This window comes from Pseudomonas sp. S3_B11 (genome assembly GCF_054667715.1).
In genome coordinates this window covers 4,391,141-4,406,727 of sequence record NZ_CP162749.1, presented here as the reverse complement: position 1 = coordinate 4,406,727, position 15,587 = coordinate 4,391,141, and the positions used below count along the sequence as shown (strand labels likewise).

Genomic DNA, 15,587 nt, shown 5'->3' with positions numbered 1-15,587 from the left:
AATCGCTATATCGGGTTATAACGATATTGGCAGGGTGGTGCTAAGCTGCGGCCATGAACTATCTCGCGCACCTGCACCTCGGCGGCCCTGGCCGGGAACAACTGCTCGGCAGCCTCTACGGTGATTTCGTCAAGGGACCGCTGCAAGGGCTCTACGACCCACGGATCGAAGCGGCGATTGCCCTGCATCGGCGCATTGACATGTACACCGACCGCCATCCCGTGGTGGACATCGCGCTGTCGCGCTTTTCCACCGTGCGACGGCGCTATGCCGGGATCGTGCTCGACGTGTTTTTCGACCACTGCCTGGCCCGGGACTGGACGTTGTACAGCGAAGGGCCGCTGCTGGAGTTCACTTCCCGGGTGTACCAGGTACTCGGCACCGAACCGCAGCTGCCGGGGCGCCTGGCGCACATCGCGCCGCATATGGCGGCGGATGACTGGCTGGGGTCTTATCAGGAGTTCGAGGTGCTTGGGCAGGTGTTGCGCGGCATTTCCCGCCGTTTGTCCCGGCCCGAGGAACTGGCCGGGGCGATGCCGGAGTTGATCAGGCTCTATGAGCCGTTGAGCGAAGATTTTCGGTTGTTCTACCCGCAACTGCAGGATTTTGCTCAAAACCAAGTCACGCTGCAGGACTAATTGTGGGAGCGAGCTTGCTCGCGATAGCGGTGTATCAGCCAGCACATCTGCTGAATGTTAAGCCGCTATCGCGAGCAAGCTCGCTCCCACAAGGGGCTGCGTAGCGATCCGAATCAGGCCGCAATCGCAGCAGGTCGCATCGGCGCTTGCTGTTTCTCTGGAAGCGCCCCGAACAACGCCCTGTGCACCGCCTGCTGCGCCTGGAATGCCAGTGCCGCGCGTTCCTGGCCGTGGCAGGCAATCGGTTCCAGCAGATGGATTTCCACCTCACCCCGATCATTGGCAAACAAGCGCATCAGGTGCGACAGCAAATCATCATCGCCAATGAACGGCGCCAGCGAGTCCGGCTCGCCGTTGCGCAGGTAACGGATCGCCACCGGCTGTAACGCGACATCGGCATCGATGGCCGCCGACAACAAGCGGCCGTGGAAGGTGCGCAGGGTGCGGCCATCGGTGGTGGTGCCTTCCGGGAACATCAACAGCGGATGGGCTTGTTCCAGGTGACGGCTCATTTGCTTGCGAATCAATTGGCTGTCACCCGAACCGCGCCGGATAAACAGGCTGCCGGCCTTGGCTGCCAGCCATCCGGCGACCGGCCAGGTGCGCACTTCGGCCTTGGACAGGAACGACAGCGGCGTGAGCATCCCCAGCAACGGGATGTCGGTCCAGGAAACATGGTTGCTGACCCACAGCATCGGCCGTTGCGGCAGTTGACCGTGGACGGTGACTGAAAAGGGCAGGGCACGGCTCAGCCGTGCCATGAAGAACCGTGACCAGCGCTGGCGACGGACCATCGAGTTGGCGATTCCTGCACGTTCGAACAGGCCGAACACGCTGGCCATGCTCAGGCCCAACGCCACCACCAGCAATACTCGCGCGATTCGCGCGTACACCCGCAGCCGGCTCATCAGACCGCCGCCTTGAAGTGGCGGGCGTAGCGCGGGCAGAGCTCGTCGCGCTTGAGCAGGATGAACACGTCGGCCACCTGGAAATCCTCGTCCCAGCACGGTTCGCCGCAAATCTTCGCGCCCAGGCGCATGTAGGCCTTGAGCAGCGGTGGCATCTCGGCGATGACGTTGGACGGCACGTCCAGGGTCGGCAAGGGTTTTTTCGGCACGGCTTGTAGGTGTTCGGTGCACAGGTAGCGTTCGCGCAGACGCTGCATGATCGCCTGGGCCTGGATACCGCCGTCCTGCATCGGAATGCTCGCGCAGCCCATCAGGTAGCTGTAGCCGCCTTCGTTCAGGACTTCGGCCAGTTCGCCCCAGAGGACCGCGATGGTGCCGCCGTTGCGGTAGGCCGGGTCGACGCAGGTACGACCGATTTCCAGGATTGGGCCCTTGAGGTGGACCAGGCCGTGGAGGCTGAATTCTTCTTCGCTGTAGAACCGGCCCAGGCTGCTGGCGGCCTGGTGGTCGAGCAGGCGAGTGGTCGCCACGAGGCGGCCGGTGTTCAGGTCGCGTACGCCGATGTGGGCGCAGTGAACATCATAGTCATCCATGTCCAGACCCATTTCCGCGCCCTTGAGCTTGGCGTTGAATTCGCCGCTGAAGACGTTGAAACGCAGGGCCTGTGCTTCTTGCAAGGCTTGGGCGCCGATCAGGCGTTCGGCTTGCAGGCGGCGTTCATTGCCGGTGTCGCTGATGCGGGCGATCTGGGTCATAGCGAATCTCCGTGCGGGCTGTTCAGTTGCAGCCTGTCGACTTTCTTTATGCAGCCATGTTGTGCAAAGTCAGGCTATGTAGCCCCGGTGTCATCGCCATGAAGCTTTGGTGATGCTTATATGACAGCCCTCGAGGAGCCCCCATGCCCTGGCACACCCTGATCGAACGCGGCGAACGCCTGCCCGCCCATCCGGACCTGGCCGAAGGTTATGCTGCGTTGTTGCAACGCTTGGGGCCGGTGACGCCGTTCGAACTGGCCGTAACCGGGGCGCGGTTGATGGCGACACCGGGGCTGGCGTTTCTGGTGGGGTATCAGGCGGCGCTGCGGGTGCTTTGGCCCAGCGCGCCCCAGAGCCTCGGCGCCTTGTGTGCCACCGAACAGCGCAGCCTGCGCCCGGCGGACATGCAAACCCGCCTCGACGACTTGCGCCTGAGCGGACGCAAGGATTTCGTCACCGCCGGCGATGCCGCCGAGTGGCTGCTGATTGCCGCTCGCTGCGAAGCACCCGGTGAAACGCCACGGCTGAACCTGGCAGTGGCCTATGCGGGTGAGCCCGGCGTAACCCTGGAAAAACTGCCCGCCATTGCCCTGATGCCGGACATCAGCCATGGCCGGGTCCTGCTCGACGGCGCGTTGTGCGAGTTGCTGGCGGGCGACGGTTGGGACGCCTACGTCAAACCGTTCCGCACCCTGGAAGACCTTTATGTGCTCAGCGCTATGACTGCCTGGTTGTATGGCGTCGGGCAGGAATCTGCCTGGCCCCAGGCACTGCAATTGCGCCTGCTGGCGTTGCTCGCCGGTTGCGCGGAGGTGAGTCGGCATAACCCGTCCAGTGCGGTCGGGCATGTGCTGCTGGGCGGGTTGTTCGCCCAGTTCCAGGGGCTCGACGGCGAACTCAACGCTGCCCTGGCCGCCGGGCCTGCGACGTGGCGCGAGATGTGGACGCGGGATAAAGGGGTGATGGAGATTGGGGCGGCGGCGCGGGCCAAGCGCTTGGCCAAGGCGTTGGGTTAGTCCTTCAAGCGACTGACCCCTGTGGGAGCGAGCTTGCTCGCGATAGCGGAGTGTCAGCTAAGCATATGGCGACTGACAAACAGCTATCGCGAGCAAGCTCGCTCCCACAGGGGGGCACACAAGCCTCGAAACTGTCATCAAGTCTGAATAGGCTCTGAAGGTTCAATCCTGCGAGCCCCAAGCATGTCCAAAGGCTGGTTCCTGATCCCGCTGCTGTTGCTCAACCTGAGCGCCCACGCCGAAGACTGGCCCGGCGAGCAATGGCCAATTGGCTCGACCCCGAGCGGGCCAGCCATCGAAACCCTGGAGCAATACGCCTTCCCACCCCGGGACGATGCGAGCCGCGAGGGCATTCGCACCGACGCGCTGCTGGTGATCCAGGACGGTCGGCTGGTCTACGAACGCTACGCCGGGCCGACCAGCGCCCAGACCCCGCACCTGACCTGGTCCATCAGCAAAAGCCTGCTGGCGACGGTGTTTGGCGTGGCCTACGGTGAAAAACTGTTTGGCCTGCAAGACCCAGCCGCCAAGTACTACCCGCCACTGAGCCGGCACCCGGGCCTGACCTTGGCCGATCTTTTCCACTGGGCCTCAGGCCTGGACTGGCAGGAAGACTACGAATACGCGCCGCTCAACTCTTCAGTGGTGGCGATGCTTTATACCCGTGGGCGTCATGACATGGCGGCGTTCACTGCGCAGCATGAAAGCGCCAGTCCGCCGGGGCAGGCGTTCCGTTATTCCAGCGGTGACAGCAACTTGCTGGCGGTGGCCTTGAAAACCATCGTCGGCCCGGTGCGCTACCCCGACTACCCCTGGACGGCCTTGTTCGAACCCCTCGGCATCCGCCACGCCACCTGGGAAACCGATACCAGCGGCACGTTCGTGGGATCGTCCTATGCCTACCTCACCGCGCGAGACCTAGCGCGTGTCGGGTTGTTGATGCAACGGGACGGTCGCTGGGGCGAACGGCAACTGATCCCCAAGGCGTGGGTCGCGTTCAATCGCCAGCCTTTTGCCCACTTCCAGGCCGGCCAGGACGAAGCCGTGCCCGGCGGGCATTGGTGGCTCAACCACGCCGCCGATCCGGCAATCCACCCCTGGCCCGATGCGCCGCCGGATACCTTTGCTGCGCTGGGCCATTGGGGCCAGGCGCTATACGTCATCCCCAGCGCCAAACTGGTGATCGTGCGTTACGGCGACGACCGCGACGGCAGCTATCGCCATAACGAACTGCTCAAGCGCGCCATGGCGGCGTTCGCCGGGACGGTGCAACCATGAAGCGCAAAGTGTTGCTCACCCTGTTGTCGGTGCTGCTCATCGCCCTGTTCAGTTGGGTCTGGCTGGAGCGGGTGGCATTGCGGGCCTTCCCCGACATCATCAGTGCCTACACCGCCAAGGAATACTGCTCGTGCCGCTACGTGATGGAGCAATCGGCGGACTACTGCCGTGGCTATGTGAAGCAGTCGGTGCCCATCAGCGACTTTCTCGAGACCGCTGAAGCGAAACGCATCACCGTCAGCGGGTTGGGGCGTAGCAACAGCGCGCGGTGGATGGGGGAGCGGCAGGGGTGTCGGTTGGAGCCCTGAACCAACCTTTGGCAAGCCCTGCTCCCATAGATAAACCCCTTCACCCCAGGTTCTCTGTATTCCTGGGCAGTTGTTGAAACAGACAGTTTGCAAGCGCCCTCGGCCCGGTTAAGGTTCGCCACAGGTTTATGTGCCCTGCGAGTGTGTATGTTCAAGCGGTTTTCCCTCACGCTGCCGCCAGCTTGCTGCTGGCCTGCGCCGCGCTGCCAGCCCAGGCCGACTGGTACCTGGACGGCGAGTCGTCGCGGCTGTCGTTTATCAGCAGCAAAAACGGCAATGTTTCCGAGGTCCAGCGTTTCCTGGTGCTGCACGGTCAAGTCCAGCCCGAGGGCTTGGCGCGCCTGGAAGTGGAGCTGGAATCCATCAACAGCGGCATTCCTCTGCGCGATGAGCGCATGCGGGCCGAGCTGTTCGAGATCAAACAATTTGCCGAAGCCACCGTCACCGCCAAGATCGACCTGGCGCCGATCCAGGACCTGGCCAGCGGCGCGCAGTTGGAATTGCGCCTGCCGCTGACGGTGAACCTGCACGGCAAGCAGCACGAATACAACGTCGAACTGCTGGCGACGCGCCTGGACGAACGCCGCTTCCAAGTGGTGACCCTGGAACCGGTGGTGCTCAACGCGGCGGATTTCGATCTGGCGCCGGGGCTGGAAAAGCTGCGAAACCTGGCCGGGTTGTCGGCCATCAGCCTCTCGGTGCCGGTGAATGCGGTGCTGATTTTCACGGCGCGCTGACATGAGCGGCGCGGTTTTTCCCTGGCGAGAAGGCAATCGCTTCGAGCTGTTGATCGATGGCCCGCAGTTCTTCCCGCGCATGCTGGTGGAAATCGCCCGTGCCCAGGAACAGGTCGAGCTGGAACTCTATCTGGTGGAGGCGGGTACTTGCGCCGAGGCGATGGTCCAGGCGCTGGTGCAGGTCGCCGAGCGTGGCGTTCGCGTGCGGTGCCTGTTCGATGACTACGGCAGCCTGGCGTTTACCCTGGCCCTGCGCAAGCGTCTGACCGAGGCTGGGGTGGAGTTGCGTTTCTACAATCGCCTGAGCTGGCGCCGCTGGGTGCGCAACCTTTACCGGGATCACCGCAAGCTGTTGTTGGTAGACCAACGCTTGGCGGTGGTTGGCGGCACCGGGGTGACCGATGAATTCTGGAACCCCCTCGACGACCGCAGTGAGTGGCACGAGGTGATGGTGGAAATAGTCGGCCCGCTGGTGCTCGACTGGCAGTTGCTGTTCGACCGCCAGTGGCTCGCCAACCGCCATCGGCGAGCCTGGAAACCGGCGTCCAACTTCGGCTTGCCGCGTCTGCCGCGCGTACCACCGGTGGGTGAGGGCATGGGCCGGGTGGCGTATGCCGACGCCCGCCAGCATCGCGACATCCTGCAATCGCTGTCGCGGGCATTGAACAGCGGCCAGAAACGCATCTGGATGGCGACGCCGTATTTTTTGCCGACCTGGAACGTGCGCCGTTCCTTGCGCAAGGCCGCCGCCCGCGGCATCGACGTGCGCCTGCTGCTGACCGGCCCGCGCACCGATCACCCGTCCGTGCGCTACGCCGGGCACCGTTACTACCCGCGATTGCTCAAGGCTGGCGTGAAAATCTTCGAATACCAGCCATGTTTCCTGCACCTGAAGATGGTGCTGGTGGACGACTGGGTCAGCATCGGCTCCTGCAACTTTGATCACTGGAACCTGCGCTTCAATCTGGAAGCCAACCTCGAAGCCCTGGATTCCAGGCTCAGCAGTGCAGTGGCGGCCAGTTTCGAGCGGGACTTCACCCAGAGCCTGCAAGTCAGCCTCGACGCCTGGCAGCGCCGGCCATTGTGGAAGCGCTTCAAGCAGCGGGTGTGGGGGTTGGTGGATCGGGTGGTGGTGAACTTGCTGGATCGACGCGGTTAAGCGCTCACCGAAAACCAATGTGGGAGCGAGCTTGCTCGCGAAGGCGGCCTGACAGTCGATGATGCAGTGACTGATAGGCCCTCATCGCGAGCAGGCTCGCTCCCACAAGGTTATTGCAGTGTTATTGGATCAGAGCAACTCAAAACTCTGCTGCTTCACTTCCTGGGAGTCCAGGCCGATCTGCACGTTGAACTTGCCCGGTTCAGCCGCGTACTTGAGTTGGGCATTGAAGAACTTCAGGTCGTCCTCGGTGATGGTGAAGTGGATGACTTTCTTCTCGCCGGCCTTGAGCATCACCTTGCGGAAGTTCTTCAGTTCCTTCACCGGGCGAATGATCGAGCCGGTCACATCCTGGATGTACAGCTGCACCACGGTTTCGCCGTCACGCTTGCCGGTGTTTTCCAATGTCACGCTGGCATCGAGCTTGCCGGTCTTGTTCAGCGTGGTCGACGACAGGGCCATGTCCGACAGGCTGAACTCGGTGTAGCTCAAGCCGTAACCGAACGGATAGAGCGGGCCGGTGGTGTCATCGAAATACTGCGAGGTGTAGTTGCCCGGCTTGCCCGGTGTGAATGGCCGGCCGATGCTCAGGTGGTTGTAGTAGGTCGGAATCTGCCCCACCGAGCGTGGGAAGGTGATTGGCAGTTTGCCCGATGGGTTGTAGTCACCGAACAGCACGTCGGCGACGGCGTTGCCGCCTTCGGTGCCGCTGAACCAGGTTTCCAGGATCGCATCGGCCTGCTGCTTCTCGTCCAGCAACGCCAGCGGACGGCCATTCATCAGCACCAGCACCAGAGGCTTGCCGGTAGCCTTCAAGGCCTTGATCAGCTCGCGTTGGCTGGCCGGGATGTTCAGGTCGGTACGGCTCGACGATTCATGGGACATGCCACGGGACTCACCCACGGCGGCCACCACCACATCGGCATCCTTGGCGGCTTTTACCGCTTCGTCGATCAGCTCCTGGGCCGGACGCGGGTCGTCTACCACTTCCGGGGCATCGAAGTTGAGGAAGTTCAGGTAGTCGAGCACCTTCTTGTCGTCGGTGATGTTGGCGCCACGGGCGTAGATCAGCTTCGAGTCAGCGCCCAGGGCGCGGGTCATGCCGTCGAACAGGGTGACCGACTGCGCCGGCCGCCCGGCCGCAGCCCAACTGCCCATCATGTCGATCGGTGCCTTGGCCAACGGGCCGACCAGGGCGATTTTCGCCGTCTTCTTCAGGGGCAGGGTCTGGTTGCGGTTTTCCAGCAGGACCAGGCTGCGGCGCGCCACGTCACGGGCATCGGAGCGGTGCATGCGGCTTTCGGCGTAGGTGTCGGCCGGGTCGTCCTCGGCCTTGCCGATGCGCAGGTACGGGTCCTTGAACAGGCCCATGTCGTATTTGGCCGCGAGCACTTCGCGCACGGCGTTGTCGATGTCGCTCTGCTCGATTTCACCGGCCTTGAGCAAGCCTGGCAGTTCCTTGCCATAGAGCGAGTCGTTCATGCTCATGTCGATGCCGGCCTTGATCGCCAGTTTCGCCGCTTCGCGACCGTCCTTGGCGACGCCGTGCTTGATCAGTTCGAAGATGGCGCCGTGGTCACTGACCGCCAGGCCCTTGAAGCCCCATTCCTTGCGCAGCAGGTCGTTCATCAGCCAGGTGTTGGCCGTGGCCGGCACGCCGTTGATGGAGTTCAGCGCGACCATCACCCCACCGGCACCCGCGTCGATGGCGGCGCGGTAGGGGGGCAGGTAGTCCTGGTACATTTTCAGCGGACTCATGTCCACGGTGTTGTAGTCCCGGCCGCCTTCCACCGCGCCGTACAGGGCGAAGTGCTTGACGCTGGCCATGATGCTGTCGGCCGCGTTGGCGCCGTTGCCCTGGAACGCCTTGACCATCACCCCGGCGATGCGCGACACCAGGTAGGTGTCTTCGCCGAAACCTTCGGAGGTGCGGCCCCAGCGCGGGTCGCGGGAAATATCGACCATCGGCGCGAAGGTGATGTCCAGGCTGTCGGCGGCCGCTTCCTTGGCCGCGATGCGGCCGGAATGGTAGATCGCGTCCATGTCCCAGCTCGAGGCCAGGGCCAGGGGAATCGGGAAAATCGTGCGGTGGCCGTGGATCACGTCATAGGCGAAGAACATCGGGATCTTCAACCGGCTGCGCATGGCCGCGTCCTGCATCGGACGGTTTTCATCGCGGGTGATGGAGTTGAACGTGCCACCGATGTTGCCGGCGGCGATTTCCTTGCGAATCATCTCCCGGGGCATTTCCGGGCCGATGCTGATCAGGCGCAATTGGCCGATCTTCTCTTCGAGGGTCATCTGCTTCATCAGGTTGCTGATGAAGGCGTCCTTGTTCTCTATGGGGGCTGGCAGGTTGTCGGCAAATACGGGGTGACTGGCCAGACTGACAAACAGGCCCAGCAAACACAGCTTCTTCATGAATAATTTTCTCGCAAGCCTAAAGGGCGGTGATCAGGACACGCCGGTCAGCCAAAATGTGAGGAGCGGCTATTGTTGTTCAGTTAAATGCAGCACACTTTCGAACCCATTGGGCTGAACTTAGTTTCGCACTGCGCATCTTTTAGCCCATCGACCCGTTTCAATCCAGTGCGGCGGCAGATTATGCCCCAGGCGCCGGTGAGATAGGTGGCCGTGTTTTTCCAATGTCATGCAACGGAGAGCTCCACCCGATGAATCCACGACTGAACCACCTTCGCAGCTTGCCGATGCTGGCCCTGATGCTGCTCACTACGTTGCTGGCCGGTTGCGGCATCAATAACATCCCGACCCTGGACGAACAGGCCAAGGCCGCCTGGGGCCAGGTGCAGAACCAGTACCAGCGCCGCGCCGACCTGATTCCCAACCTGGTGGAAACCGTCAAGGGCTACGCCCAGCACGAGCAGGAAACCCTGACCGCAGTGATTGAAGCGCGGGCCAAGGCGACGTCGATCCAGGTCGACGCCAGCACCCTGGACAACCCGGAAAAACTCAAGCAGTTCCAGCAGGCCCAGGACCAGCTGACCGGCGCGTTGAGCCGGCTGATGGTGGTGTCCGAGCGTTACCCGGACCTCAAGGCCAACCAGAACTTCCTGGCGTTGCAATCGCAGCTTGAAGGCACCGAGAACCGCATCGCCGTGGCCCGCCGCGACTTCATCCTGGCTGTGCAGAAGTACAACACCGAGATCCGCACGTTCCCGGGGCGCCTGTGGCACAGCGTGATGTACAGCGACCTGCCGATCCGCGAAACCTTCGAGGCCACCAGCCCCAATGCCGAAAAAGCCCCTGAAGTGAAGTTCTGAAAAAACTGTGGGAGTGAGCCTGTGGGAGCAAAGCTTGCTCGCGATGAACGATAACGCGGTCATTGGAAAGACCGAGGTGCCTTCATCGCGAGCAAGCTCAGCTCCCACACCAGCTCGCTCCCACACAGGAGTTCCAATGCGCGTGTTGAAATTTGGCCTGGTGCTGTTGCTCTGGGTGTTTGCCATCACGGCCCAGGCCGAGCTGAAGTTTCCGGCATTGACCGGGCGGGTGGTGGACGCCGCCCAGATGCTCGAACCGTCGGTGCGCGCACAACTGGAAGCGCAGCTAAAGGCCCATGAACAGGCCACCGGCGAACAGGTGGTGGTGGTCACGCTGGCGGACCTGCAAGGCAGCAGCATCGAAGACTTCGGCTACCAATTGGGGCGCCATTGGGGCATCGGGCAGAAGGATAAAAACAACGGCGCGCTGCTGATCATCGCCCGGGATGACCGTAAACTGCGCATCGAGGTGGGCTACGGCCTGGAGGATCGCCTGACCGACGCGCAGAGTTCGGTGATCATCAACCAGGTGATCACCCCGGCCTTCAAGACCGGCAACTTCAACAAAGGCATCAGCGATGGTGTCGCGGCGATGCTGGTGGTGCTGGGCGGCAGCCCGTTGGACGAGCCGGCGCCGGCATACAGTACGGACGAGCAGCAAGAGCCGAGTGATTTCGTCGAGCGCCATCCCGGGCTGTTCGTTTTCCTGGTGATACTGTTTATTTTGACGATATTGGTCTGCCAGATGCTCGGTATCCTGCCGACTGGTAGTGGCGGCTCGGGCGGTTCCGGTGGGGGCGGTTTCAGCGGCGGAGGCGGAGGCGGAGGCGGCGGGGGCTTCAGCGGTGGCGGTGGCAGTTTCGGGGGCGGCGGTTCGTCGGGCGGCTGGTGACAATAATAATGAGCAGGCACTTTTAACATGGCATTACTGACTGAACACGAACAACGCAAGGTCGCCGAGGCCATCGCCCGGGTCGAGCGGCATACCGACGCCGAGCTGGTCACGGTGCTGGCCGCCCGCGCCGACGACTACGCTTATATCCCGCTGCTGTGGGCCAGCCTGCTGGCCCTGGTGATGCCCGGCGTGGTCCATTACCTCTCCGGCTGGCTGACGATGCACAGCCTGTTGCTGGTGCAGTGGGTCAGTTTCATTGTGCTGTGCCTGGTGTTTCGCATCCCCCGGATCACCACGCACCTGATCCCCCGCTCCGTGCGTCACTGGCGGGCCTCCAACCTGGCGCGCCGGCAATTCCTCGAACAGAACCTGCACCACACGGTGGGCAGCACGGGAATGCTGATCTTTGTCTGCGAGGCTGAGCGGTACGTGGAAATTCTGGTGGACGAAGGCATTTCCAAGCGCCTGGACAACAAATGCTGGGATGCCATCGTCGCAGCGTTCACCCAGCAGGTTCGCCAGGGGCAGACCTTGCAGGGTTTCGTGACCTGCATCGAAGCTTGCGGCGAATTGCTCAAGGAGCACGTGCCGGTGACCCACGAGCGCAATGAACTGCCGAATCGGTTGGTGGTGCTGGGCTGAAAATTTCCTGCCAGCACAAGCCTGTGGGAGCAAAGCTTGCTCGCGATGAACGATGGCTCGGTTTAGCCTGCTGGATCGCGGTGTATTTATCGCGGGCAAGCCTTGCTCCCACAGAGGCTACTGCTCGCCACGCGAACTTTTCCGTGCCCTCGCTGCCCATCCCCCCTAAAATACCGCCATTCCCGATTCGCCCCGCCCCGAGGCCGCTTGTCCATGTCTGCCACCGCAACGCCCGTCCGTCCCGCGCCGGATCACCACGCCCAGTTCATCGAGCTGTTGCGCACCAGCCTTGAACAAAACGCTTTCATCAAACTGGTGCTGGCCAAGTACGTGGGTGAAGAAGCGGAGCTCCAGCGGCTGATCATCAAGCAGCTGACGGTCAAGGACCAGCCGTGCCTGTCCTTCGTCTACCGCTACAAGACCCGCGACATCACCAAGAATTTCCCGCTGGCCGAAGGGGTGCAAACCATTGCTGCGCTGTTGCCGGCATCGTTCAAGAACGCGCATTTGCTGGCGGTCACCGACGAGGCCCAGCTGGAGTACAGCAAGAAGGGCAAGAGTTCGCTGTTCAAGAGCAAGCCCCAGCAACTGCGGGAAGTGCCATCTGCCGAGCACAACCGTGAGAAAAATCGCTTCCTCGACTTGAGCCGGCCATTTCTGGCCGACCTGGGCGTGACCAACCACAAGCACGAGCTGATTCCGGCGATGTCGCGCAAGTGGAAGCAGATCAACAAGTTCATCGAGGTCTTCAGCCATGCGCTGACGTCTTCGCCGCTGGCCCTGGACAAACCGGTGCGGGTTTCGGATTTCGGTTCGGGCAAAGGCTACCTGACGTTCGCCATCCACGATTACCTGCGCAACACCTTGCAGGCTGAAGGCGTGGTGACCGGAGTCGAGCTGCGCGAAGACATGGTCAAGCTGTGCAACGAAGCCGCTGCGGGCCTGGAACACCCGGGCCTGAGCTTCCAGCACGGTGACGTGCGCAGCGTGGCGCCGAGCGCGGTGGATGTGATGATCGCCTTGCACGCCTGCGACATCGCCACCGACTACGCGATCCACATGGGCATTCGCTCGGGCGCCTCGATCATCATGTGCTCGCCGTGCTGCCACAAGCAGATCCGCTTGCAGATCCAGAGCCCGGCCTTGCTCAAGCCGATGCTGCAATACGGCCTGCACCTGGGCCAGCAGGCGGAAATGGTCACCGACAGCTTGCGAGCGCTGTTCCTGGAAGCTTGCGGCTACGAGACCAAGGTCTTCGAGTTCATTTCCCTGGACCACACTAACAAGAACAAGATGATCCTGGCCGTCAAACGCGCCGAACCTGCGGACCCCACCGAGCTGCTGGCCAAGATCCAGGAACTCAAGGCCTTCTACCACGTTACCGAGCATTGCCTCGAAACGCTGCTGCGTGCGGATGGTTACCTCGCCTGAAGCAGCTATACCGAACCCTGTGGGAGCAAAGCTTGCTCGCGATGAGGACGACACGGTTTAACTGCTAGAACCGCGCCATCGTTCATCGCGAGCAAGCTTTGCTCCCACAGGACTCGCTCCCACAAGGGGCTGAGGTGCAGCCCGTCAGGTAATGAGCGGTTATCGCTCGCCTGCCAACACTCCGGACTACCTTTAATGCGTTAACCACCCACGCATTCCCAAAGGAGCCCTTCCCATGCCCGCCAAGAAAATCCTCATGCTGGTCGGCGATTACGTCGAAGATTATGAAGTCATGGTGCCGTTCCAGGCCCTGCAGATGGTCGGCCACACCGTGCACGCCGTGTGCCCGGACAAAACCGCTGGGCAGACGGTGCGCACGGCGATCCACGATTTCGACGGCGACCAGACCTACAGTGAAAAACCGGGGCACTTGTTTGCCCTCAACCATGACTTCGCCAACGTCCAGGCCGCCGACTACGACGCGCTGCTGGTGCCGGGTGGGCGAGCGCCGGAATATCTGCGCTTGAATGAAACCGTCCTGCAACTGGTGCGCGATTTCGATCTGGCGGGCAAGCCGATTGCTGCGGTGTGCCACGGTGCGCAGTTGCTGGCGGCGGCGGGTATTCTCGAAGGGCGTGAATGCAGCGCCTACCCGGCGTGTGCTCCGGAAGTCCGGCTGGCGGGCGGGACCTATATCGACATTCCCGTGACCCAAAGCCATGTCCAGGGCAACCTCGCAACCGCACCGGCCTGGCCTGCGCACCCGAGCTGGCTGGCGGGTTTCCTGACGCTGCTGGGCACGGCCATTACCTTGTAATGACGCTACACAGCGAACTGGCGGGGCAAGCGCGGCGGGTCTTTACTCTCGGGGCATGTCTTCATTGCCAGGAGAAAAATCATGTCCGGATGGTACGAAATCAGCAAAAGCAGCAGTGGCCAGTTTCGGTTTGTGCTCAAGGCGGCCAACGCCGAGACAATCTTGACCAGTGAGCTGTACACCACCCGCAGCGGTGTCGACGGTGGCATTGCTTCGGTGCAGAAAAACAGTCCGTTGACCGAGCGTTATGAACTCAAGAACACCAAGGATGGCCATCCGTACTTCAACCTCAAGGCTGCCAACCATGAAGTGATTGGCAGCAGTGAAGCTTATTCATCGGACGCCGCCCGGGACAAGGGCATCGCCAGCGTAAAGGCCAACGGACCGACGACTGTCATCAAGGACAAGACCGTGGCTGCGCTCTGACGGGACGGCAACAAGGGCGCCTAGCCTGTGGCGGGGGAATTATGTGTGGGGGCAAAGCTTGCTCGCGATGCAGGCGCTGCGGTTGTGCAGGCTAACCGAGTCATCGTTCATCGCGAGCAAGCTTTGCTCCCACACATGGATCCCCTCTCCACACGTGTTTTAAACCTCCACCGGCACCGACAGTTTCGGATCGCCCAGCGGATGGCTCTTGGCATCGAAGAAGCGCAATTGCACTTCCAGTCCCTGGAACACCTTGGCGTAATGCCGCTTCTGATGCTGGATGAACGCCTGGCTACGGGGATAGATTGAAATCGCCACGGTTTTCGGTGCGGCCAGGCGCAAGGCTTGCACAATGTGGTTGTCCTGCTCGCCCAGGGCATGGCCGAACAGGCACAGGTTGTCGCCGTGCTGCAGCAACTGGTCGTAGCAGAACGACAGGTAATCGCTGCTGCGGATGGTCTTGAGCTTGTCCTGGCTTGGGCCTTCATTGACGAACAACGGTACGTCGTCGAGGGTCTTGATCGTGTTGTTGATGGCGAAACTGCCCAGCAGGGTGCCTTCGGTGGACGTGAGCTTGCGCGCCGTGCCGTCCTGGTTGCGCACCATGTGCAGGCCGCCGTGCAGGTACAGCAGGCGCGGTTTGTCCGTGGTCGCCCGGCTCAGGTCGAAACTGTGGTCTTCGCCGAAGAACAGGTCGCTGATGCTCTCGGGTGCCTGCTGGATCGCCCAGTAGTTGAGCAGGTCGTAGTTGCTGGTGAACACCGTGCGGTAGCGGCTCAGCTCCTGGTTGAGCGTCGCCAGGGTCGACGGTTGCACCAGGCGCCATGGGATGTGCACCGCATGCACGGTGTTGATCAGCGCTTCCTTGATCGCGTAATAGCGGTTACGCGGGGCGGCGGAGCTGACGGCCAGGGCCTTGTTGACCCGACTGGTGGTTTTCAGCGCAGCGAGCACCTGTTCGAAGCTGCGCGTCTGCATCGCATCGAACACGCTCAGTTCCGACGGGCTCAGGGGTTTCTCCTCGACGGTGCGGGCATTTTCGAACAGCGAGTCATAGCCGAAATCATCCCACACTGCGCGGCTGGCCCCATTGCCCACCAACAGGCCGCTGAAGGCGGTGTCGGCGCGCAAGGCCTCCCAGTCTTCGAGCCGGGTGTCGTATTCCTGGAAATCGGTCATCGCAAGGATCATCTCAAAACGTGGCAAAGGCAGGGCGCGACTTTATCACGACCCAGTCTTGAGCCAGATCAAGATGCGTCATGACTACTCGGTCATTCTGTAGGCCCTGCCGATCCG

16 protein-coding genes are annotated in these 15,587 nt (G+C 62.1%); 12 read left to right on the top strand and 4 right to left on the bottom strand.

Annotation, left to right across the window (positions count from 1 at the left end; all coding sequences use genetic code 11):
- Positions 1-53 precede the first annotated feature (53 nt).
- Positions 54-638, top strand: coding sequence for an acyl carrier protein phosphodiesterase (locus tag AB4O22_RS19805; RefSeq protein WP_003198674.1), 585 nt, complete (start codon positions 54-56; stop codon positions 636-638).
- A gap of 113 nt (positions 639-751) precedes the next feature.
- Here AB4O22_RS19805 and AB4O22_RS19800 read toward each other — a convergent pair whose 3' ends face one another.
- Complete coding sequence (locus AB4O22_RS19800; RefSeq protein WP_460097013.1) at positions 752-1,546, bottom strand: lysophospholipid acyltransferase family protein; 795 nt, start codon at positions 1,544-1,546, stop codon at positions 752-754.
- Positions 1,546-2,301 carry an L-ornithine N(alpha)-acyltransferase gene (olsB, locus tag AB4O22_RS19795; RefSeq protein WP_003198679.1) on the bottom strand — a complete coding sequence of 252 codons (756 nt, stop codon included), beginning with the start codon at positions 2,299-2,301 and terminating at the stop codon, positions 1,546-1,548. The genes AB4O22_RS19800 and olsB overlap by 1 nt, the downstream gene beginning before the upstream one ends.
- A gap of 143 nt (positions 2,302-2,444) precedes the next feature.
- Between olsB and AB4O22_RS19790 the strand changes: the two genes are divergently transcribed.
- The 5 genes from AB4O22_RS19790 (at position 2,445) to AB4O22_RS19770 (ending at position 6,799) form a co-directional block, all read left to right on the top strand.
- Positions 2,445-3,317, top strand: coding sequence for an acyl-CoA dehydrogenase family protein (locus AB4O22_RS19790; protein WP_069971105.1), 873 nt, complete (start codon positions 2,445-2,447; stop codon positions 3,315-3,317).
- 183 nt (positions 3,318-3,500) lie between these two features.
- On the top strand, positions 3,501-4,595 hold the full coding sequence (locus AB4O22_RS19785) for a serine hydrolase domain-containing protein (protein WP_305443289.1): 1,095 nt from the start codon (positions 3,501-3,503) through the stop codon (positions 4,593-4,595).
- Entirely contained in the window at positions 4,592-4,903 is a 312-nt protein-coding gene (locus tag AB4O22_RS19780) for a hypothetical protein (protein WP_003198684.1), read from the top strand. Before AB4O22_RS19785 ends, AB4O22_RS19780 begins: the two co-directional genes overlap by 4 nt.
- 128 nt (positions 4,904-5,031) lie before the next feature.
- A complete protein-coding gene (locus tag AB4O22_RS19775) occupies positions 5,032-5,640 on the top strand; it encodes a YceI family protein (protein ID WP_460094637.1) in 609 nt (202 codons plus the stop codon).
- Position 5,641: 1 nt separating this feature from the next.
- A complete protein-coding gene (locus tag AB4O22_RS19770) occupies positions 5,642-6,799 on the top strand; it encodes a phospholipase D-like domain-containing protein (RefSeq protein WP_460097011.1) in 1,158 nt (385 codons plus the stop codon).
- Positions 6,800-6,928: 129 nt separating this feature from the next.
- Here the strand turns inward: AB4O22_RS19770 and bglX are convergent, their stop codons facing one another.
- The gene (gene bglX / locus AB4O22_RS19765) at positions 6,929-9,220 is read right to left on the bottom strand and encodes a beta-glucosidase BglX (RefSeq protein WP_460097009.1); all 2,292 of its coding nucleotides are present in this window, start codon (positions 9,218-9,220) and stop codon (positions 6,929-6,931) included.
- Positions 9,221-9,471: 251 nt separating this feature from the next.
- On the opposite strand from bglX, the gene AB4O22_RS19760 reads away from it, so the two are divergent.
- The 6 genes from AB4O22_RS19760 to AB4O22_RS19735 all read left to right on the top strand — a co-directional run bounded on the left by AB4O22_RS19760 (position 9,472) and on the right by AB4O22_RS19735 (position 14,291).
- The gene (locus AB4O22_RS19760) at positions 9,472-10,080 is read left to right on the top strand and encodes a LemA family protein (protein WP_003198691.1); all 609 of its coding nucleotides are present in this window, start codon (positions 9,472-9,474) and stop codon (positions 10,078-10,080) included.
- A 136-nt stretch (positions 10,081-10,216) separates the two neighbouring features.
- The gene (locus AB4O22_RS19755) at positions 10,217-10,972 is read left to right on the top strand and encodes a TPM domain-containing protein (RefSeq protein WP_460097007.1); all 756 of its coding nucleotides are present in this window, start codon (positions 10,217-10,219) and stop codon (positions 10,970-10,972) included.
- Between the two features lie 27 nt (positions 10,973-10,999).
- Positions 11,000-11,617, top strand: coding sequence for a TPM domain-containing protein (locus AB4O22_RS19750; RefSeq protein WP_460097005.1), 618 nt, complete (start codon positions 11,000-11,002; stop codon positions 11,615-11,617).
- A gap of 213 nt (positions 11,618-11,830) precedes the next feature.
- The gene (locus AB4O22_RS19745) at positions 11,831-13,048 is read left to right on the top strand and encodes a class I SAM-dependent methyltransferase (protein ID WP_460097004.1); all 1,218 of its coding nucleotides are present in this window, start codon (positions 11,831-11,833) and stop codon (positions 13,046-13,048) included.
- A gap of 235 nt (positions 13,049-13,283) precedes the next feature.
- The gene (locus AB4O22_RS19740; RefSeq protein ID WP_223470678.1) at positions 13,284-13,865 is read left to right on the top strand and encodes a DJ-1/PfpI family protein; all 582 of its coding nucleotides are present in this window, start codon (positions 13,284-13,286) and stop codon (positions 13,863-13,865) included.
- Positions 13,866-13,946: 81 nt separating this feature from the next.
- On the top strand, positions 13,947-14,291 hold the full coding sequence (locus AB4O22_RS19735; protein ID WP_003198702.1) for a YegP family protein: 345 nt from the start codon (positions 13,947-13,949) through the stop codon (positions 14,289-14,291).
- 159 nt (positions 14,292-14,450) lie between these two features.
- Here the strand turns inward: AB4O22_RS19735 and AB4O22_RS19730 are convergent, their stop codons facing one another.
- Positions 14,451-15,470 (bottom strand): DUF4917 family protein, encoded by a 1,020-nt coding sequence (locus tag AB4O22_RS19730; RefSeq protein ID WP_003198704.1) that lies wholly within the window; start codon positions 15,468-15,470, stop codon positions 14,451-14,453.
- Positions 15,471-15,587 lie beyond the last annotated feature (117 nt).

Excerpts from the sequence above, each read along its gene's own strand:
- AB4O22_RS19805 (WP_003198674.1), top strand. The coding sequence starts at position 54 with ATGAACTATCTCGCGCACCTGCACCTCGGCGGCCCTGGCCGGGAACAA.
- AB4O22_RS19800 (WP_460097013.1), bottom strand. The coding sequence starts at position 1,546 with ATGAGCCGGCTGCGGGTGTACGCGCGAATCGCGCGAGTATTGCTGGTG.
- olsB (WP_003198679.1), bottom strand. The coding sequence starts at position 2,301 with ATGACCCAGATCGCCCGCATCAGCGACACCGGCAATGAACGCCGCCTG.
- AB4O22_RS19790 (WP_069971105.1), top strand. The coding sequence starts at position 2,445 with ATGCCCTGGCACACCCTGATCGAACGCGGCGAACGCCTGCCCGCCCAT.
- AB4O22_RS19785 (WP_305443289.1), top strand. The coding sequence starts at position 3,501 with ATGTCCAAAGGCTGGTTCCTGATCCCGCTGCTGTTGCTCAACCTGAGC.
- AB4O22_RS19780 (WP_003198684.1), top strand. The coding sequence starts at position 4,592 with ATGAAGCGCAAAGTGTTGCTCACCCTGTTGTCGGTGCTGCTCATCGCC.
- AB4O22_RS19775 (WP_460094637.1), top strand. The coding sequence starts at position 5,032 with ATGTGCCCTGCGAGTGTGTATGTTCAAGCGGTTTTCCCTCACGCTGCC.
- AB4O22_RS19770 (WP_460097011.1), top strand. The coding sequence starts at position 5,642 with ATGAGCGGCGCGGTTTTTCCCTGGCGAGAAGGCAATCGCTTCGAGCTG.
- bglX (WP_460097009.1), bottom strand. The coding sequence starts at position 9,220 with ATGAAGAAGCTGTGTTTGCTGGGCCTGTTTGTCAGTCTGGCCAGTCAC.
- AB4O22_RS19760 (WP_003198691.1), top strand. The coding sequence starts at position 9,472 with ATGAATCCACGACTGAACCACCTTCGCAGCTTGCCGATGCTGGCCCTG.
- AB4O22_RS19755 (WP_460097007.1), top strand. The coding sequence starts at position 10,217 with ATGCGCGTGTTGAAATTTGGCCTGGTGCTGTTGCTCTGGGTGTTTGCC.
- AB4O22_RS19750 (WP_460097005.1), top strand. The coding sequence starts at position 11,000 with ATGGCATTACTGACTGAACACGAACAACGCAAGGTCGCCGAGGCCATC.
- AB4O22_RS19745 (WP_460097004.1), top strand. The coding sequence starts at position 11,831 with ATGTCTGCCACCGCAACGCCCGTCCGTCCCGCGCCGGATCACCACGCC.
- AB4O22_RS19740 (WP_223470678.1), top strand. The coding sequence starts at position 13,284 with ATGCCCGCCAAGAAAATCCTCATGCTGGTCGGCGATTACGTCGAAGAT.
- AB4O22_RS19735 (WP_003198702.1), top strand. The coding sequence starts at position 13,947 with ATGTCCGGATGGTACGAAATCAGCAAAAGCAGCAGTGGCCAGTTTCGG.
- AB4O22_RS19730 (WP_003198704.1), bottom strand. The coding sequence starts at position 15,470 with ATGACCGATTTCCAGGAATACGACACCCGGCTCGAAGACTGGGAGGCC.